A 24,384-nucleotide genomic window follows, 5' to 3' on the forward strand; every position below is an offset into this window, starting at 1 on the left:
GACTTCTGGTTTGTCTTACGGAAGTAACCTTCCATATTTTAGGACGTTCCAAACAAAAAAAGCCCCGTGACCAAATGGATCACGGGGCTAAAAATTGGCTGGATGCGACCAACCAAAGGAGCTCTTTACATCACTTGGCGGTAGCGACCACCGTATCCGGCTTCCACCCACCCCCCAGCGCCTTGTAGATCGCCACGATCCCGCGATACAGATCCACTTCGGCCTGGGCCTGGGAGTCCTCGGCTGCCAAACGCTCACGTTGCGCGTCGAGCAATACCAGGAAGTCCACTGTGCCTTCGCGGTAGCGGATCGCGGCCAGGTCGGCGGCGGCGCGGCTGGATTCGCTTTGGCGGATCAGCGAGACCAGACGTTGCTGACGCTTGCCGTAGTCGCTGAAGGCGTTCTCGGATTCTTCCAGCGCCAGCAACACTTGCTGCTCGTAGCTTGCCAGGGCGCCATCGGCCTCGGCATCGGCGCCGCGCAAGCGGGCGCGCACGCTGCCCAGGTCAAACGCGGCCCAGGTGATGCTCGGGCCCAGGGCCCAGGCATTCGCGGCGGATGAGCCGATCTGCGAGCCGCGCCCGGCGGTAAAGCCGAGGAAGCCGCTGAGGCTGACGCGTGGGAACAGGTCGGCCTTGGCCACGCCGATACGCGCGGTGGCGGCAGCCAGTTTGCGTTCGGCGCTGAGAATGTCCGGGCGACGTTGCAGCAGTTGCCCCGGGTCGCCGATCGGCAGCGCTTTGGCAATCGCCGGCAGGTCTTTCGGGCCCAGGTCTACGCTGAGCTTGTCGGGCCGCTGGCCGAGGAGGGTGGCGATGCGGTTACGCTCGCGCACTTGTTCGGCCTGCAGTTGCGGCACGCTGGCTTCAACCGCCGCGAGGCGTGCGTCGGCACGCTCCACGTCGAGTTGGTCGCCCACACCGGCATCGCGCAGGCTGACGGTGATGGTGCGCGATTCCTGCTGGTTCTTCAGGTTGTCCAGGGCAATGCGTTCACGCAGTTGCGCGCCACGCAGTTGACCGTAGGCGTCCACCAGTTCGGCGATCAGGGTGACTTGCAGCTGGTACAAGTCAGCCTCGGCGGCCTGCTGGTCGGCGTCGGTGGCTTCCAGGTTGCGCTGGATGCGGCCGAACAGGTCGAGTTCCCAGGCCATGTCCAGCCCGAGGTCGTAACGCTCGGTCTTCACGCGGCGAGTGGTCTGGCCCGGAATCTGGCCTTTGCCCTGGTCACTGCTGGCGCGGCTGGTGATGGTCGGCATGGCGTCATTGCTGGCGTCATCGCGGATCGCCCGTGCGGCCCGCAGGCGGGCAAAGGCGACGCGCAGATCACGGTTGCCTTGCAGCGACTGCGTGACCAACTGGTTGAGCGTCGGGTCCTCGAACTGCTGCCACCAGATGCCTTCGAACTTGGCGTGATCGTACTGCTTGGCGTCGGCAGCGGCCGTGATATTGGCCGCCTCCGGGGTCTGGGTTTTGTAGTCCGGGCCTACGGCACAGGCGCTCAGCGCCAGTACCAGCAAGCTCGGCAGAAAGACTTTCACACTCATTGCTGTGTCTCCAGCTTCAAGGCCTTGGCCGCTTTGCGCGCTTCGCTGCGCTCCACATAGCGACGGATCAGTACGTAGAACACTGGCGTCAGCAACAGACCGAAGAAGGTCACACCGATCATCCCGGAGAACACCGCCACGCCCATGGCATGACGCATCTCGGCACCGGCACCGCTGGACAACACCAGTGGCACCACACCCATGATGAAGGCGAACGAGGTCATCAGGATCGGCCGCAGACGCAAACGGCAGGCTTCCAGTACCGCAGCGAGCGGGTCGAGGCCTTCTGCCTGTTTATCCTTGGCGAACTCGACGATCAGAATCGCGTTCTTACACGCCAGGCCCACCAGTACGATTAAGCCGATCTGGGTAAAGATGTTGTTGTCGCCGCCCGAGATGATCACCCCGGTAATCGCCGACAGCAGCGTCATCGGTACGATCAGGATCACCGCCAACGGCAGGCTCCAGCTTTCGTATTGGGCCGCCAGTACCAGGAACGCCAGCAGTACGCAGAGCGGGAACACGAACAGTGCGGTGTTGCCCGAGAGGATTTGCTGATAGGTCAGGTCGGTCCACTCGTAGGTCATGCCGTTGGGCAGTTCCTCTTTCAACAGTTTTTCAATCGCCGCCTGGGCCTGGCCGGAGCTGTAGCCCGGTGCCGCGTTGCCGTTGATTTCAGCGGTGATAAAGCCGTTGTAGTGCATCACGCGGTCCGGGCCCGAGGTGTCGCTGACCTTGATAAAGGTCGCCAGCGGGATCATCTCGCCTTTGTTGTTGCGCACTTTCAGCTGGCCGATCTGGTCTTCATCCAGGCGGAACTGTTGCTCAGCCTGCACGTTGACCTGGTAGGTCCGACCGAAGCGGTTGAAGTCGTTGGCATACAACGAACCCAGGTAGATCTGCAGGGTGTCGAAGATGTCGCTGATCGCCACGCCGTGGGTCTTGGCCTTTTCACGGTCGATGGCGGCATCGACCTGGGGCACGTTGACCGTGTAGCTGGTGAACAGGCCGAACAGCTCCGGCGTAGTGCGGCTCTTGGTGATGATGTTCTGCACTTCTTTGTACAGCTCGTCATAACCCAGGTTGCCACGGTCTTCGATCTGCAGGCGGAAGCCGCCGATCGTCCCCAGGCCCTGAACCGGCGGCGGTGGGAAGATCGCCATGTAGGCTTCCTGGATGTCGCTGTATTTGCCGTTCAACGCGCCGGCAATCGCACCGGCTGACATGCTCGGGTCTTTACGCTCGTCGAACGGCTTCAAGGTCACGAACACGATGCCGCTGTTCGGGCTGTTGGTGAAACCGTTGATCGACAGGCCTGGGAAGGCCACGGCGGCTTCCACGCCCGGCTGTTTCAGCGCGATGTCGGACATGCGCTTGATCACGTCTTCGGTGCGATCCAGGCTGGCGGCGTCCGGTAACTGGGCGAAGGCCACCAGGTATTGCTTGTCCTGGGCCGGCACGAAACCGGTCGGGGTATGGGCAAAACCGAACCAGGTCAGCACCATCAACCCGGCGTACAGGAACAGCGCGATACCACTGCCGCGAATCACACGGCGTACGGTGCCGACATAGCCGTGGCTGGCTTTGTCAAAGAAGCGGTTGAACGGTTTGAACAACCATCCGCCGAAGAGCTTGTCGAGAACCTTGGAGAAGCGATCCTTTGGCGCGTCATGGCTGCGCAGCAACACGGCGGCCAGGGCCGGGGACAAGGTCAGCGAGTTGAAGGCCGAAATCACCGTCGAGATCGCAATGGTCAATGCGAACTGCTTATAGAACTGCCCGGTCAAGCCGCTGATAAAGGCCGCCGGAATGAACACCGCACACAGCACCAACGCAGTTGCCACAATCGGACCGGTCACTTCGCTCATGGCTTTTTCAGTCGCCGCAAACGGTTCCAGGCCCAGCTCGATGTTGCGCTCGACGTTCTCCACCACCACGATGGCGTCGTCCACCACGATACCGATGGCCAATACCAGTCCGAACAATGACAACGCGTTGAGCGAGAAGCCAAACAGGTGCATCACCGCAAACGTACCGATCAAGGATACCGGCACCGCTACCAACGGAATGATCGAGGCGCGCCAGGTCTGCAGGAACAGGATCACTACCAAGACAACGAGAATCAGCGCCTCGAACAGGGTGTGCACCACCGCTTCGATGGAACCACGCACAAAGATGGTCGGGTCATAGACGATGCTGTAGTCCATCCCTTGCGGGAAGCTCTTTTTCAGCTCATCCATCTTGCCGCGGACTTCGTTGGAAATCTCGATGGCGTTGGAGCCTGGGCGCTGGAAGATCGGGATCGCCACGGCCGGCTGGTTGTTGAGCAGCGAACGCAGGGCGTATTGGCTGGAACCCAGCTCGATCCGCGCGATGTCTTTGAGGCGGGTGATTTCACCGTTAGCGCCTGAACGGATCACGATGTTCTCGAACTCTTCCTCGGTCACCAAGCGACCTTGGGTGTTCACGGATAACTGGAACGCGGTGGCAGTCGGCGCAGGTTGTGCACCCAGCGCACCCGCGGCCACTTGACGGTTCTGCTCACGGATCGCGGTCACCACATCGGTGGCAGTGAGGTTGCGCGAAGCGGTCTTGTTTGGGTCCAGCCACACCCGCAGAGAGTAGTCGCCCATGCCGAACAGCTGCACATCACCCACACCGCCCAGCCGCGCCAGCTCATCCTTGACGTTGAGCAAGGCGTAGTTGGACAGGTACAGCATGTCGTAGCGCTGATCCGGGGAGGTCAAGTGCACCACCATGGTCAGGTCGGGGGAGGCCTTGTCCACGGTGATACCGATGCGCGTCACTTCTTCAGGCAATTTCGGCTGAGTCCGTGTCACGCGGTTTTGCACTTGCACCTGCGCGTTGTCCAGGTCGGTGCCCAGGGCGAAGGTGATGGTCAGCGTCAGCTTGCCGTCGGCGGTCGACTGCGAGGACATGTACAGCATGTTCTCGACGCCGGTGATCGCCTGCTCCAGCGGCGCGGCCACGGTTTCACCGATGACCTTGGGGTTGGCGCCCGGGAAGTTGGCGCGTACCACCACCGTCGGCGGCACCACTTCCGGGTATTCGCTGATCGGCAATTGGAACAGCGAGATCGCACCGGCGATCAGGATCAACAGCGAGAGCACCGCTGCGAAGATCGGCCGCGAAATGAAGAACTTGGAAAAATTCATCTTGAGTTGTATCCCTTAACCGCGTGGAGTCGCAGCGCTGGCCAGTTTGGGCGCGGTTTTTTCCGGCGCCACTTGTTCCAGGTTGCTGGCTTCAAGCGCTTGTCGTTGTTGGGCCAAGGCGGCGAGGGTTTCCTTGCTGGCCATCGGAATGGTTTCCGGGGCGACCGGCGAGCCAGGGCGCACGCGTTGCAGGCCCTTGACGATAATGGTGTCGTCTTTGTTCAAGCCGCTGCGCACGATGCGCAAACCTTCGATCTTCGGCCCCAGCTCCACCGAGCGATAAGCCGGCTTGTCGCCTTCCATCACCAGCACGAACTTCTTGCCCAGGTCGGTGCCGACCGCTTCGTCGTTGATCAACACAGCGGAGTAGGTGCCGCTGCCGACCAGCTTCAAGCGGGCGTACAGGCCAGGGGTGTATTCACCTTTGCTGTTATCGAACACGGCGCGACCGCGGATGGTGCCGGTGGCCGGGTTGACCTGGTTGTCGACGAAGTTCATCTGGCCCAGGTGCGGGTTGCCGGTTTCGTTGGACAGGCCCAGGTACACCGGGGTGGTCGCACCACGACGGCCTTGGCGAGCCAGTTCGGTGTACTTGAGGAAGACGCGCTCATCGGCGTCGAAATAGGCGTAGACCTTGTCGGTGGAGACCACGCTGGTCAGCGCCGTGACATCGGCGGTCACCAGGTTGCCGGCGGTGATTTCGGCACGGCTGACGCGGCCGCTGATCGGCGAAGTCACGCGGGTAAAGCTCAGGTTCAGCTTGGCCAGGTCCAATTGCGCCTGGATCCCGGCGACGGCGGCGCGGGCTTCCTGGGCGGAGGTGGTGCGCGAGTCGGCCAGTTCGGCGGAGATCGCATTGCTCTGGCGCAGGCGTTCGCCACGTTGCGCTTCGTTGTCGCTACGGGTGGCAGCGGCGCGGGTTTGTTGCAACTGGGCTTCAAGGCGACGCACTTCGGCCTGGAACGGGCGTGGGTCGATCTGGAACAGCAGGTCGCCTTTCTTGACCAAAGCGCCTTCAGTGAAAGCGACTTGGTCAATCTGGCCAGAGACCCGTGGACGAATCTGTACGGTTTCGGGCGCTTCCAGGCGACCGGTGAATTCATCCCACTCGTTGACCGGTTGTTCCAGCACCTTGGCCACGCTGACTTTGGCCGCTGGCATGGCGGCCGCTTGGTCCGGGGTCTTGCCGCACGCGCTCATCACCACCACGGCCAAAATCGCCAGGGGGAAGCGCAAATGTTTGAGTGACTGTTCCATGAGGTGTATCCGCCAATGTATTTGAGATGGGCGGATCATGCGCGGCGAGGGGGTATGTCACGAATCGAATGAAGCAAAGGTAACTATCATTCGGAATGATATAAGCGAGGTGTTAGCCCTCTAGCATGGGGGTTTCGTTAGGGGGCTATCAATAGGAATGATGACAAAAGACTGTTGCGGTGTGCGCAACAGGTCCCGTCAGCCTGAACGCTTAATCGTAATGGGTGAGGGGTTCAGCGCGAACGTAGGTGCCAAACACATGGTCCCACAGCGGCGACGATACCCCGAAGTTCTTCTCCACACCTTGGCGATGGTGCAGGTCATGATTGGCCACCAGCGTCGGCATAAAACGGTAAGCCCAATGCGCGGGGCGGTGCATCACGTAGTGCACCGAGATGTAATAAAAGTAACCCGCTACCACGCCGATAAAGGCCGAGGTCAGGCCGCTGTACCAGGCAACCAGCAACAGCGCGGCAAAGGTTGAGCTGGTTTTCCAGCTCGACACACCGATGTAGGCGAGTACGTCGATATGGTGGGTCCAATGTTCGCGGCGATACAGTGAGTGGAACAGAAAACGGTGTGCCGAGTATTCCACCAGGCTCCAGGCCAGCAGGCCGGCGATGGCCAGTGCGGGATCGAAGGGCGCCAAGTAAATAGCGAGGATAACGAAGAGAGGAGCGGTGAAAAAATCGAGGTAATACGCGAGCGATGACATCAGCCATTTATTTGAAGCGGCCATGTGCGGAATATCCCTGTAGTGCGCAATGGAGGGGGGTGGGGATTCTCAGGTGCGGCGCCGCCGCAGGCAACCGCGTCATGAGGGCTGTGTCACAGATTCAGAAGATTGCGAACGGTTGTCGCTGCGAGAACCAGGCCAACGCCTGAGCCTTGAACGCGTCGGCGGGCGGCGTCAACGGGTAGCGCCGGTCGTAGGCCAGCACGATGCGTTGCGTGGGCAACTGCTGTTTGATGGGTCGACACACCAAAGGCTGGCCATCGTAGCTGTGATCGCCGAAAGGGCGGGTGTAGGTGAGTGCCACGCCAAAGCCGTTGGCAACCAGGCTGCGCTGGAATTCAAAGCTGTGGGTGGGTTGGACGCTTCCCGGTGTCAGGCCAAAGCTGTTGAACAAATCCAGAATGTGCTGCCAGCTGTGGATCTGATCCATCACCACCAGGTTGCATGCACTGAGTGCGGCCATATCAACGCGTGTTTCCTGCGCCAAGGGGTGATCTGCCGCCAGCAAGGCGTGGGCAGTCAATTGGCACAGTTCGACGCGCTCCGTGTTGACCGGCAAGCCCAGGTCGTAGGTCAATGCAAGCTCCAGCGTGCCTTCACCGAGGCGTTTTCCCAAATATTCAAACCCGCCTTCACGCATATCCACGCTGATGCGGGGCGACACCTGCTGCAAGCGCCTGAGAATCTGGGGCAGGCAGTAGGGGGCAATATCGGCATAGCAACCCAGTACAAGGTCTCCGGCAAAATCGTCGGGTTCGCTGCCTATATCTGCAAACGTTCGCGCTTCAGCGAGTACGCGTTTTGCCTGCGCCATCACCGTTCGACCAAACGGCGTCAACGACACACCCAGACCGCGTTGGCGCACAAATAGCGGTTGGCCGTAAAGGCCTTCAAGCTCAGTGATCGCGGTGGATATCGACGGTTGGGAAACGTGCAGTTCCTCGGCAGCCAGGGTGAGGTTGCCGTGCTTGGCCGCAGCCAGTGCGTAGCGCAATTGACGCAAGGTGAAGTTCATTGGTTTTTCTTGGGTGATAAATCAAGAGTTGTTATTTTATCTTATTTGAGCGGCATGGAATATTGGGCCTGCACACCCTTCATCTTGTTATTGGGAGTTTCAGGCCATGACCCACCGTTCATACACCGTCGACCCAAAAGACATCGACGCCTTCCAGCGTGATGGCGCGGTGTGCCTGAGAGGCGTCTTCAGCGACTGGATCGCACACATTGCGGCAGGCATCGAGCGCAACCTCGCAGAGCCTGGCGGGTACGCCAGCCGCTACGTCGAGCAAGGTGACGACTCGTCCGGCGGTTTTTTCGATGACTACTGCAACTGGCAGCGTATTCCTGAGTTTCGCGCAATCATCGAACAGTCGCCGGCAGCGTCCATCGCCGCGCAGGTAATGCAGTCGCGCACCGCGCAGTTCTTCCATGACCATGTCCTGGTCAAAGAGCCCGGTGCGCAAAAAGCCACACCCTGGCATCAGGACATTCCGTATTACTTTCTTGAGGGCAGCCAGTCCGTGAGTTTCTGGATTCCGGTGGACCCGGTACGTGAGTCAACCCTGCGGCTGTTGCCCGGCTCCCATCGTTGGGAGCAAGGGATAAGGCCGGTGCGTTGGGCCGATCAAAGCGACTTTTACCAAGGGGCCGACGACTATCGAGATGCACCGGATCCGGATGCGGAGGAGGGTATGCCGGTACTGGAATGGGAAATGCAACCCGGTGATGCGGTGCTGTTTGATTTTCGAACGGTGCATGGCGCCAGGGGCAATGGTTCCGCACAGCGTCGCCGGGTACTGTCGCTGCGCTGGGTGGGTGATGACGTTCGCTACCTCGAACGCCCTGGTCGCACCTCTCCACCGTACCCGGGGCACGCCATGCAAACAGGCCAGCGGCTGCGTGAAGACTGGTTTCCTACACTACATAAAGCTGGCTGACACATAACTTTTCAGAGCGTATTTCGCTGCCATCTGCCCCTCCCTGATCTGACCCTTTCACTGCATAGGTGCACCGATGATGAAGCTGAATAGAAACGTGATGGCTGGCCTGCTCTCGCTTGGGCTGTTTGCGGGCAGCGCAGCGACCCAGGCTGCCGGTTGGTGCGATTCGGGCAAACCGGTGAAGTTCGCCGGATTGAATTGGGAGAGCGCCATGTTGCTGACTGACGTGCTGCAAACCCTGCTCAAGGAGGGCTATGGCTGTACGGTCGATACCTTGCCTGGGAACTCCATCACCATGGAGAGCGCGTTGAGCAGTAATGACATTCAGGTGCTGTCCGAAGAGTGGGTGGGGCGCAGCGAGGTCTGGAACAAGGCCGCCGCCAGCGGCAAGGTCGTGGGGGTGGGCGCACCCATCGTTGGCGCGACCGAAGGGTGGTACGTGCCCCGCTACGTGGTGGAAGGGGATGCCAAGCGCGCGCTGAAAGCCAAGGCGCCAGCGCTCAAGACGATTGCCGATCTGGCGCAGTACGCCGAGCTGTTCAAGGACCCGGAAGAGCCCGGCAAAGGCCGTTTCTACAATTGTCCGGCGGGATGGACGTGCGAGCTGGAGAACAGCGAAATGCTCAAAAGCTATGGCCTGGAATCGCGCTATACCAACTTTCGACCGGGTACCGGCCCGGCTTTGGATGCGGCGGTGCTGTCGAGTTACAAGCGGGGTGAGCCGATCCTGTTCTATTACTGGACGCCTACGCCGTTGATGGGGCAAGTCGACCTGATCAAGCTGGAGGAGAAACCGGGGGTGGATAAGAAGATCAGCATTCAGGTGGGTTTATCCAAAGCTTTCCATGAGCAAGCACCTGAACTGGTCGCGGTGCTGGAAAAGGTCAATTTGCCGATTGACCTGCTCAACCAGAACTTGGCACGGATGACCAGGGAGCACATCGACTCTCCCAAGCTGGCAAAGCTGTTCCTCCAGCAACACCCGGAAATCTGGCACGGCTGGGTGAGTGAGGCGGCAGCCAAAAAGATCGACGCTACGCTGTAGCCGGTCGGATTAACAACGTCGTATCGCCGGTGAACCCGGCCCTCCCTCAAGCGTGCTGGGCGCGGTCATAGTGCCGCGTCGTTGCAACAACTCGATCTGGTCCGCCGGCACCCGCGTGCGCAAGGTTTTGTACAGCACGCGGGTTTCCAGCAGGTTCCATACCCGCAGCATGGTTTCCAACGCATCCAAGGGTTTGCTGATGAAGTCCCTGGCACCGAGTGCCAGGGCGCGCAGGCGGGTGTCGCGGGTGGCGTCGGCGGTCAGCACCAGGATCGGCAGGTATTCACCGTTGGGAATGCGTCGGTTGAGTTGCTCCAGCACCGCAAACCCGTCGAGCTCGGGCATGTGCAGGTCAAGAATGACCAGGTCCGGTTCGAAGCTGTTGAACAGCTCCAGGGTGCGCAATGGCTCGGTGCTGCTCAGTACGTTGGTCAGCCCTTCACGTGCCAGCAATTGTTCCACCAGCTCAAGGTTCGGGCGTTGGTCGTCGATGATCAGGATGCGCAGGTCAAGGTTCACGCGGGCTCCGGAAAGTACTGGTCGAGGTGGGCTAAAAAGGCCGGCACGTTGATCGGCTTGTGCAGAATGGCCGTCGCGCCGGCTGCGTGCAAGGCTTGGCGGGTGAGGTCGCTGGCATCGGCGGTGAGCATCAGCACCGGTGTGTCCTGGGTGATCGCGGAGCGGCGCAACCGCTGTAGCACGGCCAAGCCGTCGATGTCCGGCAGTGACACGTCCAGCAGAATCAACCGGGGCGCATGCTGCGCGGCCAGGTCCAGGCCGAGTTGGCCTTGCATGCTGGACAGCAGTTTTATCCCCGGCCTGCGGTGCAGCAACGTCTCGATCAGCGCGAGGCTGGAGAGGTTGTCTTCGATATACAGCACCTTGCCTTGGGTGGCGGGGGCGACGGGGGCAGGGCGTATCGACACCGTGTCGGCGACGGCGGCGGGCAGGCCATTGGATGCCTGCACACTCATGAACGGCAACTCCAGCGTGAAGCGTGAACCGATGCCCTGTTGGGTGTGCACGCTCAGTTGGCCATCCATCTTTTCCAGCAGGCTTTTACTCAGCGCCAGGCCCAGGCCGCTGCCTTCCACATTCGGGTCGGCGCCCAGGCGCTCGAACGGTTTGAACAACTGCCCGAGCTTGTCCGCCGGGATGCCTTTGCCGGTATCGCACACCGCCACGCCGATGCGCGGCCCTTCGACCTTGACCTCAATGCTCACCTGGCCCTGAGGCTGGTTGTATTTGATCGCATTGGACAGCAAGTTCAGCAGCACCTGGGTCAAGCGTTGAGGGTCGGCCGCGATGCCGATATCCGCCGCCAGCGCAGGCAGCGGCTGCAACTGGATACCGGCGTCGGCAGCCATGGGAGACACCAGCGCCAGGGCTTCCTGCAGTGCGCCCGCCAACCGGATCGGCTCGATGTTCAACGGCAGACGTCCGGCCTCGATCTTGGCAATGTCCAACACTTCGTTGATCAGCGTCAGCAGGTGTTGGCCAGCCCGCAGGATATGCCCGACGTGCGCTTTTTGCCCTCCGGCCGAGTCCATGTCGAGCAGTTGCGCAAAGCCCAGGATCGAGTTGAGCGGGGTGCGCAGCTCGTGGCTCATGCGCGACAAAAACTCGCTCTTGGCCCGGCTGGCGCGCTCGGCCTCCTCACGGGCGTTACCCAGCGCCATCTCCGCCGCGCGGCGGTCGGTGATGTCGCGGGTGATCTTCGAAAAACCGCGCAACGCCCCGGTCGCGTCGAACTGTGCCGTGATCACCACGCTGGCCCAAAAACGTGTGCCGTCCTGGCGCAGGCGCCAGCCTTCTTCCATGTAATGCCCGTGACGGGTGGCCTCATCCAGGGCCATGGCCGGGTGTTGCGGGCATTCCTGTGGCAGGTAGAACACCGAGAAATGCTGGCCGATGATTTCCTGCTCGGTGTAGCCCTTGATCCGCTCGGCCCCGGCGTTCCAGCTGGTGACGTGGCCCGCCGTGTCGAGGGCGAAAATCCCGTAGTCCTTCACCCCGTCGATGATCAGCCGTAAACGTTCTTCGTTCTCGCGCAGCGCACGTTCGCGTTCCGCCAGCAGCAAGCCGGCCTCCACCAGCCGCGTGCCCAACTGGCCAATCTCGTCATGCTCCGGCGGTTGTGGCAACAGCGGTTGGCCGAGGGCCAGGCGTTGTGCGTTGCCTTGCACATTCTGCACACGCGCCACAATGCCCTTGGACAAGAACAGCACCGCGACAATAGCCCCGAACAACCCGCAGATCGCCGCCAGCCACGTGGACAGTAGTAACCGCTGGCGCGTCTCGGCCGCAGCGGCGGTGCGCTCGGCCAGCAACGAGTCCTCCAGCATGAGCATGTTGGCGATGTGTTGGCGCAGGGCGTCGAGGATGTGTTTGTTGCTGACCAGAATCTCGGTCATCGTGGCGGTGCTGGTCGTCGGGTCGCTGAGCATGTCTTCCAGCCCCTCGACTTTGCTGTTGATCAGCGGCCTGATGGCGACGAGTTGTTCGCGCACGCGCTGATCGCGCACATTGCCGTCGAGCCGCTGCAGGGCCGCTGCAATCTGTGGCTTGGCGTTCAGGTAGCCTGGCAGGAAGTCCTCGCGACGCGTCAGCAGGTAGCCACGCACGCTGGCAGCCGCCTCGGCCAACAGCGTGTGTACGGCGCGGATATCGCTTTGCACGCGCAATACCCGACGCACGTCTTCTTCGGCGCGTGCGGTCTGCCGCTCGGTGGTGTAGATCAGCACCAGCGACAGCAGCAGCACCACCAGCGGCAGGGAAATCACCACCAGCGCCTTGCCCCGCAGGGGCAGGTCGGCCCACCGTCTTTTCATGACTGTGTCACCAGGCCCAGTGCGATGCCGCGCACAGCCGCCTGGGTTCGATCGGCGGCACCGAGCTTGCCGATGACCCGTTCAACATGGGCCTTGGCGGTGCCGGTGGTAATCCCCAGGTGCTCACCGATTTGCCGGTTGCTCATGCCGTTCGCCACCAGCCCGAGCACCTGGCGCTCCCGTGGGGTCAGGTGCTCGGTGGGTAGGCTGCCGGCGGCGTTGCGCTCGGTCATGCGTCGCAACAACCGCGCGCTCACCGCCGTGTTGAGCGCTTCTTCACCGGCAGCGACCCGTTGCAACGCCTCGATCACCTCGTTACGGCTGGCATCTTTGAGCAGGTAGCCCACCGCCCCGGCATTCATCGCGGCTTCCAGATGGTCGGGGCTGTCGTCCATGGTGAAAATCACCACTTTGATGGCCGGCAGGCGCTGTTGCAGCAGGCGCGCCGCGCCCAGTCCATTGAGCACCGGCATCCGAATGTCGAGGATGACGATATCCGGCAGCAGTTGTTCACACAGCTCCACCGCTTGCTGCCCATCGCGGGCCTGGCCGACGACTTCGAACTGCGGGTGACCCGCCAGCAGTGCGACAAAACCGGTGCGTGTGACTTCATGGTCGTCCGCCAGCACCAGGCGCAAGAGTCGGCTCATTGCGGCATTCCATTCAGAGGGGCAGGCACGCGAGCGTGCAGTTGAGTGCCGCCACCGGGGGCGCTGGTGCAGATGAACTGCCCGCCCAGCAGGCTGGCGCGCTCGTGCATGGTGGCGAGGCCCAGGTGCTGCGCATCCTGGGCGTCGAGCGGTTGGCCGGGGTCAAAGCCTTTGCCGTTGTCGTCTATGCGCAGCGAAACCTGGCCGTCGTGCAGTGCCAGGGCCAGTTGCACATGGCCAGCCTGTGCATGCTTGAGCACGTTATTGATGGCTTCCTGGCCGATCCTGAACAGGGCGATTTCCACCTGGCTGGGCAAGCGCTCCGCGTAGCCGGTGGACCATTGCACGCTGACGGCGGCTTCGCGCAGGCGGTCAGCCTCTTTGTCGAGCGCCTTGAATAACCCGAAATCGTCCAGCACAGTCGGGCGCAGGCCGGCGATCAGTTGCCGGCCTTCACCCACCGAATGCTGGGCCAGGGTCAGAATCGCCTGCAGGTCCGCGTTCAAGGTGCCTGGCAGCGTCGGGCAGCGCCCGGCAAACCCTTGCAGGCGCTGATGCAACCCCGCGAGGGTTTGCGCCAACCCGTCGTGCAAGTCGTAGGCCACGCGTTTGCGCTCGTCTTCCTGGGCGCGCAGCAGCCGGTTGACCAGGTCGGACAGCGTCCTGTCCCGCGCCTTCAGGGTGGTCAGCAGGCGATCGTTCTGCAGGTGCGCGGCCAGCAGCGTGGCGAGCAATTGCAGCGATTCACTGTCTTCGTGGTCGGGCGCGCGCAGGCTGACGCTATTGCCCAGCACCAGCACGCCCAAGGCATCGCCGTCGCCACCGCGCAACGGCACCTGCAACACACTGGGCAGGGCACTGCCCGGCAGCTCCAGCCAGCAGGGATTGCGCAGGCGCCGGTCGGCGACGGCGGCAAGGCTGCTGAGGCGATCCTGGCTGCCGTGACGCGCGGTAACCGTGATGCCGCCCTCGGCATCCCACTCCTGAATCAACCCATGGTCCATCGCCAAGAACGCGCATGCCCGCGACAGCACGCGCTCACGCATGGCCTCCGGCGCCAGTTGGGGTAGCGCCTGCCCGGTATCGACCAGCAACCGCAACCGCGCGGTACGACTTTCGGATTGTCGATAATGCGCGCGGATAGCCAAGGCACTCCCGGGATCGTGTGGTGTGTTTTGCATGCTTGGGCTCCGCTGTCGACACAGGCTCGCAGGCGCGAGGGAGGCTATTAAACCTTGGCGAGCGGGTTGGGCGCCATCTGCCAAATGGCATAGGCAAATGGCTCCGGTTGGCCGATGTCGGCCGGGCAGGCGATTGGCAAAGTGGGCTCACTCACAACAGGAGCATCCCAATGAACGTTAAAGCCGTGTCGATCGCCGTGATTTTTGCCTTGAGCGCCCCCTTTGTGCAGGCGGCCCAGACCGCTCCCTACGTCTACCGCGACGTGGCCCAGGCGCCTGCCAATGCGCAAGACCGCGAGATTGCCGGGTTGTTTGACCGTTGGAACAGCGCGCTGCAGACCGGTAACGTCAAGTCGGTGGTCGACTTGTATGCACCGGGCGCGGTGCTGCAGCCGACCGTGTCCAACCAGGTCCGTACCACCCCGGAGCAGATCACGGATTACTTTGATCACTTCATGACCCTCAAGCCGGTAGGCCAGATCAATTACCGTGAAATCCGCCAACTGGGCAGTAACGTGGCGATGGACAGCGGGGTCTACACCTTCACCCTGACCGAGAAGAACGGCAAGGTGCGTCATGTGCAGGCCCGCTACACCTTTGTCTACGAGCAGGTCGGCGGCCAGTGGAAAATCCTCAACCACCACTCCTCGGCGATGCCCGAGGTTCAGGCGAAACACGCCAAGCAGTAACCGCAGATCGCACAGTCCACGCCCTGGCGGGTGTGGACTTTTTTGCGTGTGCGCCGATCAGAAATCCAGCGTCACCCCGCTGTACAACGCACGCCCGTCAACCGGTGAGTGCAGCGACGCACGCGCACCGTCCGGGTCATACCAGACGTACTCGTAGTAGCGGTTGGTGAGGTTTTTCAGCTGCAGGTCAACGCTGACCGACTCGGTCACCTGATACGTCGCCCCCAGGTTTATCAGGACATAGCCGCCGTAGGTGCCCTTGGTGTTCTCGCGCTCCAGGTAGTAGTTCGTCTGGCCGTTCATCCAGGCGGTCAGTTGCAGCGACGGCGTGGCCTTGTAGCTGACGCCCGCGTTGTACAGGTGATGGGGGATGTGGTCGATTTCCTGACCTTTACTGTTGGGCAGCGTGGCGCTGGCCTTGAGGATTTTCGAGTACTGCCAGGCGTAGGCCATCCAGATGTCGGTGCGCGCGTTCGGGTGCAGGTTCAACTGGGCGTCGTAGCCCCAGCGGCGGGTTTCGCCGACATTATCCGATTCGCCACTCGGGTCGTTGAGCCGGCGGCTGACTTCGCCACTGGCGTCCTGTTGCCAATACGCCACACGGCCGTCGATCCAGTCGGCAGGGGTGAATTTAATGCCGGTTTCCCAGCCTTCATTGATCGACGGCGCCAGGTCGGTATCCCTGGGCGGAATCTTGTAGGCCGCCGCGCCGGTCCCCACCTGGAAGGTACGTCCCCAGTTGGCGTACACGCTGGCCACCTCCCAGGGTGAATACACCACGCTGAGCTTGGGTTGTTTGATCAACCCATAGTCATTGATGTCGTAATCCAGGCCGGTCATTTCATTGGTGAAGTCCCCCTGGATCTTGTCGACGCGATACGCCGGGATGATCTTCAGCGACTCGAACGGTTTGATCTCGGCCTGGATATAGGCACCGTAAGTGTCGAAGTCAAATTGCTGGTCGCGGGTTTGTGCCTGGCGCGCCCGGTCACGGGTGCGGTAGCGCTCGCTCTTGTTCTGTTGCTGCTGCATGTCCGCGCCGCCTTCCAGGACGAAGTCGTAGAGCCAGCTGACCTGCGGGCGCCAGGTCAGGGAGGTGAGGGCGCCGTACTGGGTTTCGTAGGCGTCGCGTTCCTGCTGGGCGCTGGTGCTCCAGTATTGCGTCCAGCGCCGGTCGTCGAAGGTGTTCACGTAGGTTTTCGCCGACCAGGCCAGGGTCTCGGCCAGCTCGGTGTCGACATGCACACTGAGCTGGTTCATCCGCCGTGTGCCTTTGTCGGTGGCGTTGTAGCGGTTGGTCATGCGCGGATGCTGGTGGGCATCCTCTTCACTCAAGTAGCCGGGCTCCTGTGCCTCGGTTTCATAATGCCGGGCGATCAGGCCGATACGGTAGCTGTCGTCGTCCGGCGTATAGAACCATTTGCCGGACAGCGAGAATTTGTCCGCCTCGGCATGATCGCGGTAGCCATCGGACTTCTGGTAAGCGAAGAAGTAGTTCTGCGTCCAGTTGCTGCCTTGGATGCCTTTGGCGAGTTGAGCTTCCTGGGTGTTGTAGCTGCCATAGCGCAGCCGTGCCCGGGTGTATTCGCCGCCTGTGCGGGTGAGCATGTTGACGTTGCCGGCGATATTGTTGAGGCCATAGCGCGCATCGCTGGTGCCGCGCACCACCTCGATACTGTCGAGCTCCAGCGGGAATATCATGTCCAAGAACGGCATGTTGCCGTCGTTGCTGTTGCTGGGGATGCCATCGATCAGCAGCTTCACCGCATTCACTTCGCCTTCGCCATTGAAGCCGCGAAAGGAGATCTTGCCGGACGTCGTGCCTTGGTTGAACTCGGTGAGCATGACCCCCGGCGCGCGGCTGAACAGTTCCCAGCTGTAGTTGACCGGCATTTTTTCCAGGATGTCCGCGCCGAGGATATCCACCGAGCTGAGTACGCTGGCGGTGCTCAGCGGGCCGCTGGCACCCGTTGCGCCTTGCACCGTGACGGTACCGAGGGTGAGGGTCGAATCCTCAGTGTTACCAACGGCGGCAAGCGGGTGAAGTGTGAACAGGCCGGTGGAAAGCAGCGGCCACAGGTAACGCGAGCCCGGGCGACGTTTTGCGCCGGGCACAGGGAATGGAGCAGGCATAAGCCAGACCTCTTGATGACCAAAAGACGAACACAACGAAGGTGGGGTCGATCAGGCCACAGGGGAGGCGCGCGGGGTCAGGTTCGGCCAGCGAACCCTGGGGTGCAGCGCGGGCAGTGTCGGGTTGTCGAGGACGGTATCCGGCGTGAAGCGCGGCAGCCAGTGCCGGTAATAGTCGGACGGCAGTGCGGCCAGCCCGGCATGGCCACAGCAGCAGTCGCTATGCTTCATCGCGGGTTTGGCGGGGCCGGACTGCGAGAGGTCGATCAGCCGGTCAAACCCTGGCGGAAGGGCCTGGGAGGCGCCCCCGGAACAGAATCCGCCCCACAGCATCAAGCCGGTATCCGGCGTCTGCATGGCACGGCTCAGCGGCATGGCCAGCATGTTCAGCAGCAGGGCCAGGCAGGCGATCCAGGGGCTGATGCGTTTGAACGTAGCCATCAGAGCAGTCGACGCAAGGGGGGCGGATATTTAGCCGCAGTTCAGGGATGAAGTAAAAGTGCTTTCCCGCGCCATTTCGCCGCAGGCCCGGCGAATGCAGTGTTGGTGGCGCAACAGACGTTCAATAAAGTGCCCGATTTTGCGGGCCGAGGGCTCGCCCGGTCGCGCGTGAGCACCTGAGTTTGAGGGCTTGAGGGGTTGGCATGGATTGTGTTGTGAGGTGATTGGCGCTGACCCGACCACGGGAGGGAAATCCCCAACCTTTTCATAAGAAACCACACCCATGCACAACGTCTTGCAACGCACAGTTTTCGCCAGCCTGCTGGCACTCGGCGCCCTGGGCGGGCCATTGTCCACGCTCGCCCAGGCGGCCAACGACCGACAGTTCATCCCACTGGCCACCTACCGGGTCGGTGCCTATGCCTCCAGCGGTATTCCGTGGTGGGCGGGGGAGATCGACTACTTGCGCTACATCAACGAAGTCGAAGGCGGCGTGAATGGCGTCAAGCTGGTCTGGCAGGAATGCGAGACCGAATGGAAAACCGACCGCATCATCGAATGCTACGAGCGCTACAAAGGCGGCCTGGACGGCGCACCCACCGCATTCTTCTTCACTCACAGTACGCCGGCGTCCTACGCGTTGATGGACCGTGCGGCGGTTGATCACATTCCGCTGATCGACGGCGCGGGCGGGCGTACCGAGTCGACCGATGGCCGCGTGTTCCCTTACGCCTTCCCGCTGCTGCTCAACTACTACGGCCAGGCGTCGGTGGGGATCAATTACATCGCCCAACGCGAAGGCGGCCTGGACAAGCTCAAGGGCAAGAAAATCGTGACGGTCTACCACGATTCCGCCTACGGTCGTGAAACCCAGGCGGCCATGCAGCTGCTCGCCGAAAAGTACGGTTTCGAGAACATTCAGATCCCGGTCGCCGACCCCGGCAACGAGCAGTCCACCCAATGGCGCCAGGTCCGCCAGCTCAACCCGGACTGGGTGTTCTTGCGCACCTGGGGCGTGTCCACGCCGGTCGCCATCAAGACCGCCGTGCGCTTTGGCGTGCCGGTGGACCGCCTGATCGGTGATGTGTGGGCAGGCTCCGAAGCCGATGTGATTCCCGCCGGCACTGCCGCCAAAGGCTACCAGGCCCTGGCGCCATTCCCCGGAGGCGACACCTTTGACATCCATAAGAAGCTCAAGCAGTTCATTCTCGATCCCGGCAAAAGCAACCTCAAGGACGCCAGCTACTTCGGCAAGGTCTACTACAATATCGGCCTGATCAACGCGGCGATTGCGGTCGAAGCGCTGCGCACCGGCCAGGCCAAGTTTGGTCACCGTGCGCTCAATGGCGAGGAAACCCGCTGGGCCTTCGAACACCTGGACATCGACGCCGCGCGCATCAAAGCATTGGGCCTTGAAGGTTTGCTGGCGCCACTGAAGTTGACCTGCGCCGATCATGAAGGTGGCGGTTCGGCCCGCGTGCAGCAATGGGACGGGCAAAAGTGGGTGCTGGTGACTGACTGGCTGCAAGCCGACCGCGCCACCCTGCGCCCGCTGATCGAGGCCAAGTCCGCCGCGTATGCCCAGGAGAAGGGCATCGTGGCGCGGGACTGTTCGGCGCCGTAGCCCTCAGGCGGCGGTGGCGGTCACGTGCCGGCCAGGGATGGCGGCAATCAGTTCACGGGTGTAGTCGCTGGCCGGCTGGTTGAAGATGTGTGCCACCGAACCCTGCTCAACCACGCGGCCATTGCGCAGCACCAGCACCTCATGCGCAAAGTTAGCCACCACCGACAGGTCGTGGGACACCAGCACATAGGCAATCCCCATCTCCCGTTGCAGCTCTTCCAGCAGGTCGAGAATGTGCGCCTGCACCGACACATCCAGGGCGCTGACCGGTTCGTCGAGCAGCAGCAGGTCGGGTTTCAATGCCAGGGCCCGGGCGATGGCGACCCGTTGGCACTGGCCGCCGGAGAGTTCGCGCGGCAGACGATCCAGAAAACTCACCGGCAAGTGCACGCGGCTGATCAACTCCCGTGCCGCCTGCTCCAGGGCCGGGCCCTTGAGCACGCCGAACGACACCAGCGGCTCGACGATGCTGTCGAACACGGTGAAGCGCGGGTCGAGGGCGGCAAACGGGTTTTGCTGCACCAGTTGCAGGCGTTGGCGCAGCGGGCGGAATTCGCGCCAGCTCAGGTGAGTGACGTCCTGCTGTTCGAACCAGACCCGACCTCGTGTGGGTTGTTCCAGGCCCAGGGCGATGCGCAGCGCGGTGCTCTTGCCCGAGCCCGACTCGCCGACGATGGCCAACGTCTGGCCGGGAAACACCTGCAGGCTCAGGTCTTCCAGGGCCACAAAGGTCGAGTCCTCACCCTTGACCTTGGGCAAGGTGAACGTCTTGCCGACGTTTTGCAGGCGCAGGATCGGCGCCTGCAGCGGGTCAATCTTGATCAAAGGTTCGCGACGCTTGGCGAACGCCGGTGCGGCGGCAATCAATGCGCGTGTGTAGTCATGCTGCGGTGCGTTCAGGATCTGCCGTGGCGGGCCTTGCTCGACCACTTGGCCTTGTTGCATCACCAGGATCCGGTCGGCGCGGTCGGTGGCCACGCCCAGGTCGTGGGTAATGATCAGCAGCGAAATCCCGCGTTCACTGACCAGGCGTTGCAAGTGGTCGAGAATCTTGCGCTGCACGGTGACGTCCAACGCGCTGGTGGGCTCGTCGGCGATGATCAGGCGTGGGTTGCCGGCCAGGGCGATGGCGATCAGCACGCGCTGGCGCATGCCGCCGGAGAGCTCATGGGGGTATTGGCGGGCGCGCAGCACCGGTTTGTCGATGCCGACCTGTTGCAGCAACTCGACAATGTCCGCATCCACCGCGGGGTAGCGTTTGCCCTTGGCCAATATCAGCGCCTCGGCGATTTGCTGGCCGACGCGCAAGGTCGGGTTGAGGCTGACCATTGGGTCCTGTGGCACCAGGCCGACGGTGCGGCCGCGCAGGGTGCGTTTCTGCCGCTCGCTGGCGTGGGTCAGGTCGTTGCCGTCGACCCATAATTGCCCGGCGCTGATCTGTGCAGTGTCGGGCAGCAGGCCGAGGATGGCGTTGGCCAGGGTCGACTTGCCCGAGCCGGACTCGCCGACAATCGCCACGGTCTCGCCTTGGGCGATGGCGAACGACAGCGTGCGCACCGCTTGGTTGAGTTGCCCGCCGGAACGGTAGGTGACACTGAGTTGGCGAACATCCACTAAAGCGCTCATCGCTGGATCTCCTCGAAGGTGCGGGCGATATGGTTGAGGCTGAACACCACGGCGACCAGGAACAGGCCGGGCAGCAGCGACACCCACGGGGCGGTGATCAGAAAGTGCCGGCCGTTGGCGATCAAGGTGCCCCATTCGGCGGCCGGTGGCGCGGCGCCAAAACCGAGGAAGCTCAGGCCGGCAGTGGCCAGGATGGCCGCGCCAAAGTCCAGGGTCGCGAGTACCGCCACCGGTCCCCAGGCGTTGGGCAAGATGTGCCGCAGCAAGGTGCGCGCCCAGCTGGCGCCGCCCAGGCGCGCGGCCTCGACGTAGGGCAGGGTCTTGATCCGCAGCACTTCGGCACGGGTGGTGCGGGCGAACCCTGGGATAATGCCGATGCCCACGGCGATGGCCACTGGCACGGTACCGAAGCCGATGGCCGTGACGATTGCCAGGGCCAGCAGCAGGCCGGGCAGGGCCAGCAGCACATCGACGAAGCGCATGATCACGGCATCAATGCGGCCACCGGCAAAGCCCGACAGGATGCCCAGGCCCAGGCCGCCCAACAGCGCGATACCGACGGCCAGGAACGCCGCGAGTACCGACAGGCTGGCGCCGTATACCACGCGGGTGTACAGGTCGCGGCCCAGCTCATCGGTGCCGAACCAGTGGCTCAGGTTGGGGGCGCGCAGCTTGTCGAGGGGGGACGTGGCGTAAGGGTCAAAGCTGCTCAACAGGTGCGGCGCGATGGCCGCCACCAGGGAAAACACCACCACCAACAGCGCCAGGCTGAACCCCGGCCGGCGCAGCAGCGGCAACACCACCGCCGTCGCGCGTTGAAGGCGGCTGCGGCGCCGCCAGAGTGCGGGGCTGGCCGGGATGGCCTTGCGGCCCAGGTTCTGCTCAAGGATGGTCATGGTCTAGGACACCTTTGGCGTGTGGGAGATACGCGGGTCGAGCCACGGGTAGAGCAGGTCGACCAACAGGTTGACCAGGACAAACGCCGCCGCCGACACCGCGACAATCGCCAGCACCACTGGAATGTCCTGGCGCAACACCGCCTCCTGGGCCAGGCGGCCAATGCCGGAGCGGGCGAAGATGGTTTCCACCAGCACCGCGCCCGACACCGTGTTGCCGACCTGCAGGCCGATCAGCGTGAGTATCGGCAGCGCGGCATTCTTGAATCCGTGGCGCGCCTGCACCTGGCCACGGCTCAGGCCCTTGGCGTAGGCGGTGGTGATGTAGGACTCTTTCCAGACACCCTGGAAACTGCGTTGCAGCACCTGGGCGCACACCGCCGCGCTCGGAATCGCCAGGGTGATGGCGGGCAGCACCAGGCTTTCAACGCCCCGGCTGCCGGTGGCGGGGAACCAGCCGAGGCCGAAGGCGAACACCTGGATCAACAGCAGGCCCATCCAGAACACCGGCACCGAAAAGCCCAGGGATGGCAGGCGCGCCAGGGCTTTTTTCAACGGTTGCCAGCGGATATAGGCGGTGAGGTAGGCCAGGCCGATGCCACCCAGTAGCGACAGCACGATGGCCAGGCCTGCCAGGGACAAGGTTTGCGGCAGGCGTTCGGCGAGCAGCTCGGCTACCGGGCGGTTAAGCGAGAGTGACTGGCCAAAGTCGCCCCGCAGTGCGCCCAGCAGCAGGTCGAAATACTGTTCGAACAGGCCCTTGTCCAGGCCGTAGTAAGCCCGCGCTTTTGCCAGGTCTTCCACCGACAACGAGTCGGCTTCCATGCCCGAGGCGCTGAGCATGATCGACAGCGTGTCGCCCGGCAGCAGATAAAGGATGAAATACGTGATGCTGTAGGCGCCCCACAGCACCAGCAGCGCTTGGCCCACCCGACCGATCAGGTAACGGCTCATGGCGTGCCGATCTCGATATCACCCAGCAGCGCAAAGCCTTCGGCGGTCCAGCGGAAGTTCTTCACCTTGGGCGACGTCGCCGCCTGCCACACGCGTTCATACACCGGGAATGCCGAGCTTTCATCAATCAGCAGGTCTTGCAGGTCGCCGTAGGCCGCGGCGCGCTGTTGGCTTTGGGTCGCGGTGATACCGGCATCAAATAAGGCTTTGGCTTTGTCCAGCGCCGCCGGCTCGTAGGTGTTGGTGGCCAGGGTCGAGCTGTTGGCGCTACGCGGGTCCAGGATGGTTTGCAGGATGATCGGGTCGGCGCGGGTCATGTAGTTGATCGTCAGGTCGTAATTGCCCGCGGAGTTGTTGGCGACCCATTCGGCGCGGGTGACCACGCTGAGTTTCAGCTCGATCCCGACCTTGCGCAGTTGGTCCTGGATCAGCACGTCGCCCGCCGTTTCCGCTGGGCTGATGTTGTAGCTCAGGCTCAGGCGCTTGCCGTTCTTGTGCCGGTAACCGTCCGCACCCTTGGTCCAGCCGGCGTGATCCAGCAGTTGCTCGGCGCCCGCCGGGTCGTAGGCGAGCTTATTGCCCTGGCTTTTGAAGTAAGGCGTGGTCACGTCGAAAATGCCGTCCACCACCGGGAACTCGGCGTTGTAGACGGTGCTGGCGTAGCTCTTGCGATCGAGCGCCTTTTGCACGGCCAGGCGCACGTGCGGGTCCGCGAGGATGCGTTCGCCACGGGTGTTGGGGTACAGGTTGAGCGCAGGCCCTGGCAGCGAGCGGCTCTGGATGGTTGCGCCCTTGGACTGGAACAGTTTCAGGTCGACTTCCGAGAACGGGTTGCGCGGCCATAGGATGTCGGCCTTGCCTTGCAGGAACAGGCCGTTGCGCACGCTTTCTTCGGGGATATAGCTGATGTCCACGGCGTCCAGGTGCGCTTCTCCCTGGTTTTTCATGTTGGCCGAGGCCCAGGCGTAACCCTTGCGCTTGGTCAGGTGCGCACCGACTTCCGGGGTGTAGCTGGCCAGCACGAAGGGCCCGGTGCCGATGATCTTGCCCAGGGAGCGCTCCTTGACGGTCAGGGCGTAGGAGGCGGGCGCGAGGATCGCCAGGTTGGTCGTCGACGTGGCTTGCAGGAAGCCGGCGTTGGGTTTCGAGAGCACCAGTTTGACGGTGAAGTCGTCCACCACTTCGGCGTGATCATAGCCCGCCAGGTAGGTGGCGCCGAAGGTCGCCGGCAGCTCGGTCGCCAGGGCCTTGTCACTGTCGAAGGCGATCTTCACCGCCTTGGCATCGAAGCGCTCGCCATTGCTGAACGTGACGTTATCGCGCAGGTGGAAGGTGTAGGTCAGCGCGTCGTCACTCACCTCCCAGCTTTTGGCCAGCCAGGGAATGATTTTGCCGGTCTGCGGGTCCTGGTCGGTCAGGGACTCGGCGACATTGCGCAGCAGCACACGGTGTTCCAGCCAATAGACCTGGAACGGGTCGACACTGACCAGGGTGGTGTTGTCGCCGAAGAACGCGATGTTCAGGGTTTTGCCGGCCTGGGTGTCATTCCCGGGCGAGCAAGCGGCGAGGCTTAGCGCCAAGGCGCAGGGGGCCAGCAGACGGCTCATCAAGTTGGAGGTATTCAATGGGGTGCCCTCATGTGGCGTTTCGGGTGCATGC

At 62.6% G+C, this 24,384-nt stretch carries 19 protein-coding genes; 4 read left to right on the forward strand and 15 right to left on the reverse strand.

Annotated features, from left to right (window positions below):
- Window positions 1-130 precede the first annotated feature (130 nt).
- From K7431_RS00660 to K7431_RS00680, 5 genes are all read right to left on the reverse strand, one after another.
- A complete protein-coding gene (locus K7431_RS00660; protein WP_012724110.1) occupies window positions 131-1,546 on the reverse strand; it encodes an efflux transporter outer membrane subunit in 1,416 nt (471 codons plus the stop codon).
- Complete coding sequence (locus tag K7431_RS00665) at window positions 1,543-4,722, reverse strand: efflux RND transporter permease subunit (RefSeq protein ID WP_012724111.1); 3,180 nt, start codon at window positions 4,720-4,722, stop codon at window positions 1,543-1,545. The genes K7431_RS00660 and K7431_RS00665 overlap by 4 nt, the downstream gene beginning before the upstream one ends.
- 15 nt (window positions 4,723-4,737) lie before the next feature.
- Entirely contained in the window at window positions 4,738-5,979 is a 1,242-nt protein-coding gene (gene mexE / locus K7431_RS00670) for a multidrug efflux RND transporter periplasmic adaptor subunit MexE (protein ID WP_012724112.1), read from the reverse strand.
- A gap of 211 nt (window positions 5,980-6,190) precedes the next feature.
- Entirely contained in the window at window positions 6,191-6,718 is a 528-nt protein-coding gene (locus K7431_RS00675; protein WP_012724113.1) for a sterol desaturase family protein, read from the reverse strand.
- Between the two features lie 97 nt (window positions 6,719-6,815).
- Window positions 6,816-7,730 (reverse strand): LysR family transcriptional regulator, encoded by a 915-nt coding sequence (locus K7431_RS00680; protein WP_012724114.1) that lies wholly within the window; start codon window positions 7,728-7,730, stop codon window positions 6,816-6,818.
- A gap of 106 nt (window positions 7,731-7,836) precedes the next feature.
- Between K7431_RS00680 and K7431_RS00685 the strand changes: the two genes are divergently transcribed.
- Window positions 7,837-8,652 carry a phytanoyl-CoA dioxygenase family protein gene (locus K7431_RS00685; RefSeq protein WP_012724115.1) on the forward strand — a complete coding sequence of 272 codons (816 nt, stop codon included), beginning with the start codon at window positions 7,837-7,839 and terminating at the stop codon, window positions 8,650-8,652.
- Window positions 8,653-8,731: 79 nt separating this feature from the next.
- Window positions 8,732-9,700 carry an ABC transporter substrate-binding protein gene (locus K7431_RS00690; RefSeq protein WP_043206240.1) on the forward strand — a complete coding sequence of 323 codons (969 nt, stop codon included), beginning with the start codon at window positions 8,732-8,734 and terminating at the stop codon, window positions 9,698-9,700.
- Window positions 9,701-9,709: 9 nt separating this feature from the next.
- On the opposite strand, the gene K7431_RS00695 is transcribed toward K7431_RS00690, so the two are convergent.
- The 4 genes from K7431_RS00695 to K7431_RS00710 are packed head-to-tail and all read right to left on the reverse strand — an operon-like array spanning window position 9,710 to window position 14,362.
- A complete protein-coding gene (locus K7431_RS00695; protein ID WP_012724117.1) occupies window positions 9,710-10,219 on the reverse strand; it encodes a response regulator in 510 nt (169 codons plus the stop codon).
- The gene (locus tag K7431_RS00700) at window positions 10,216-12,531 is read right to left on the reverse strand and encodes an ATP-binding protein (RefSeq protein WP_012724118.1); all 2,316 of its coding nucleotides are present in this window, start codon (window positions 12,529-12,531) and stop codon (window positions 10,216-10,218) included. Before K7431_RS00700 ends, K7431_RS00695 begins: the two co-directional genes overlap by 4 nt.
- Window positions 12,528-13,181 (reverse strand): response regulator, encoded by a 654-nt coding sequence (locus tag K7431_RS00705; RefSeq protein WP_012724119.1) that lies wholly within the window; start codon window positions 13,179-13,181, stop codon window positions 12,528-12,530. The genes K7431_RS00700 and K7431_RS00705 overlap by 4 nt, the downstream gene beginning before the upstream one ends.
- Window positions 13,178-14,362: a sensor histidine kinase gene (locus K7431_RS00710; protein WP_043205322.1), complete on the reverse strand. Its 1,185-nt coding sequence runs from the start codon at window positions 14,360-14,362 to the stop codon at window positions 13,178-13,180. The genes K7431_RS00705 and K7431_RS00710 overlap by 4 nt, the downstream gene beginning before the upstream one ends.
- 170 nt (window positions 14,363-14,532) lie before the next feature.
- On the opposite strand from K7431_RS00710, the gene K7431_RS00715 reads away from it, so the two are divergent.
- On the forward strand, window positions 14,533-15,051 hold the full coding sequence (locus K7431_RS00715) for an SgcJ/EcaC family oxidoreductase (protein ID WP_012724121.1): 519 nt from the start codon (window positions 14,533-14,535) through the stop codon (window positions 15,049-15,051).
- A gap of 57 nt (window positions 15,052-15,108) precedes the next feature.
- Here the strand turns inward: K7431_RS00715 and K7431_RS00720 are convergent, their stop codons facing one another.
- Both K7431_RS00720 and K7431_RS00725 read right to left on the reverse strand, forming a co-directional pair.
- A complete protein-coding gene (locus K7431_RS00720; RefSeq protein ID WP_012724122.1) occupies window positions 15,109-17,184 on the reverse strand; it encodes a TonB-dependent receptor in 2,076 nt (691 codons plus the stop codon).
- 51 nt (window positions 17,185-17,235) lie between these two features.
- The gene (locus K7431_RS00725) at window positions 17,236-17,625 is read right to left on the reverse strand and encodes a DUF2946 family protein (RefSeq protein WP_012724123.1); all 390 of its coding nucleotides are present in this window, start codon (window positions 17,623-17,625) and stop codon (window positions 17,236-17,238) included.
- 283 nt (window positions 17,626-17,908) lie between these two features.
- On the opposite strand from K7431_RS00725, the gene K7431_RS00730 reads away from it, so the two are divergent.
- Window positions 17,909-19,249 (forward strand): ABC transporter substrate-binding protein, encoded by a 1,341-nt coding sequence (locus K7431_RS00730; protein WP_012724124.1) that lies wholly within the window; start codon window positions 17,909-17,911, stop codon window positions 19,247-19,249.
- Window positions 19,250-19,252: 3 nt separating this feature from the next.
- Here the strand turns inward: K7431_RS00730 and K7431_RS00735 are convergent, their stop codons facing one another.
- From K7431_RS00735 to K7431_RS00750, 4 genes are read right to left on the reverse strand one after another with little or no spacing between them, the layout of a single operon-like run.
- Complete coding sequence (locus tag K7431_RS00735) at window positions 19,253-20,875, reverse strand: dipeptide ABC transporter ATP-binding protein (protein WP_012724125.1); 1,623 nt, start codon at window positions 20,873-20,875, stop codon at window positions 19,253-19,255.
- Window positions 20,872-21,771 carry an ABC transporter permease gene (locus K7431_RS00740; protein WP_012724126.1) on the reverse strand — a complete coding sequence of 300 codons (900 nt, stop codon included), beginning with the start codon at window positions 21,769-21,771 and terminating at the stop codon, window positions 20,872-20,874. The genes K7431_RS00735 and K7431_RS00740 overlap by 4 nt, the downstream gene beginning before the upstream one ends.
- 3 nt (window positions 21,772-21,774) lie before the next feature.
- A complete protein-coding gene (locus K7431_RS00745; RefSeq protein ID WP_012724127.1) occupies window positions 21,775-22,725 on the reverse strand; it encodes an ABC transporter permease in 951 nt (316 codons plus the stop codon).
- Window positions 22,722-24,332, reverse strand: a complete 1,611-nt coding sequence (locus K7431_RS00750) for an ABC transporter substrate-binding protein (RefSeq protein ID WP_012724128.1) — start codon at window positions 24,330-24,332, stop codon at window positions 22,722-22,724. The genes K7431_RS00745 and K7431_RS00750 overlap by 4 nt, the downstream gene beginning before the upstream one ends.
- Between the last annotated feature and the right edge of the window lie 52 nt (window positions 24,333-24,384).

The organism is Pseudomonas fluorescens group sp., assembly GCF_020093335.1.
GTDB lineage: Bacteria > Pseudomonadota > Gammaproteobacteria > Pseudomonadales > Pseudomonadaceae > Aquipseudomonas > Aquipseudomonas petroselini.

What these genes read in the sequence shown, in the direction of transcription:
- K7431_RS00660 (WP_012724110.1), bottom strand. Translation starts at nt 1,546, where the DNA reads ATGAGTGTGAAAGTCTTTCTGCCGAGCTTGCTGGTACTGGCGCTGAGC.
- K7431_RS00665 (WP_012724111.1), bottom strand. Translation starts at nt 4,722, where the DNA reads ATGAATTTTTCCAAGTTCTTCATTTCGCGGCCGATCTTCGCAGCGGTG.
- mexE (WP_012724112.1), bottom strand. Translation starts at nt 5,979, where the DNA reads ATGGAACAGTCACTCAAACATTTGCGCTTCCCCCTGGCGATTTTGGCC.
- K7431_RS00675 (WP_012724113.1), bottom strand. Translation starts at nt 6,718, where the DNA reads ATGGCCGCTTCAAATAAATGGCTGATGTCATCGCTCGCGTATTACCTC.
- K7431_RS00680 (WP_012724114.1), bottom strand. Translation starts at nt 7,730, where the DNA reads ATGAACTTCACCTTGCGTCAATTGCGCTACGCACTGGCTGCGGCCAAG.
- K7431_RS00685 (WP_012724115.1), top strand. Translation starts at nt 7,837, where the DNA reads ATGACCCACCGTTCATACACCGTCGACCCAAAAGACATCGACGCCTTC.
- K7431_RS00690 (WP_043206240.1), top strand. Translation starts at nt 8,732, where the DNA reads ATGAAGCTGAATAGAAACGTGATGGCTGGCCTGCTCTCGCTTGGGCTG.
- K7431_RS00700 (WP_012724118.1), bottom strand. Translation starts at nt 12,531, where the DNA reads ATGAAAAGACGGTGGGCCGACCTGCCCCTGCGGGGCAAGGCGCTGGTG.
- K7431_RS00705 (WP_012724119.1), bottom strand. Translation starts at nt 13,181, where the DNA reads ATGAGCCGACTCTTGCGCCTGGTGCTGGCGGACGACCATGAAGTCACA.
- K7431_RS00710 (WP_043205322.1), bottom strand. Translation starts at nt 14,362, where the DNA reads ATGCAAAACACACCACACGATCCCGGGAGTGCCTTGGCTATCCGCGCG.
- K7431_RS00715 (WP_012724121.1), top strand. Translation starts at nt 14,533, where the DNA reads ATGAACGTTAAAGCCGTGTCGATCGCCGTGATTTTTGCCTTGAGCGCC.
- K7431_RS00720 (WP_012724122.1), bottom strand. Translation starts at nt 17,184, where the DNA reads ATGCCTGCTCCATTCCCTGTGCCCGGCGCAAAACGTCGCCCGGGCTCG.
- K7431_RS00725 (WP_012724123.1), bottom strand. Translation starts at nt 17,625, where the DNA reads ATGGCTACGTTCAAACGCATCAGCCCCTGGATCGCCTGCCTGGCCCTG.
- K7431_RS00730 (WP_012724124.1), top strand. Translation starts at nt 17,909, where the DNA reads ATGCACAACGTCTTGCAACGCACAGTTTTCGCCAGCCTGCTGGCACTC.
- K7431_RS00735 (WP_012724125.1), bottom strand. Translation starts at nt 20,875, where the DNA reads ATGAGCGCTTTAGTGGATGTTCGCCAACTCAGTGTCACCTACCGTTCC.
- K7431_RS00740 (WP_012724126.1), bottom strand. Translation starts at nt 21,771, where the DNA reads ATGACCATCCTTGAGCAGAACCTGGGCCGCAAGGCCATCCCGGCCAGC.
- K7431_RS00745 (WP_012724127.1), bottom strand. Translation starts at nt 22,725, where the DNA reads ATGAGCCGTTACCTGATCGGTCGGGTGGGCCAAGCGCTGCTGGTGCTG.
- K7431_RS00750 (WP_012724128.1), bottom strand. Translation starts at nt 24,332, where the DNA reads ATGAGCCGTCTGCTGGCCCCCTGCGCCTTGGCGCTAAGCCTCGCCGCT.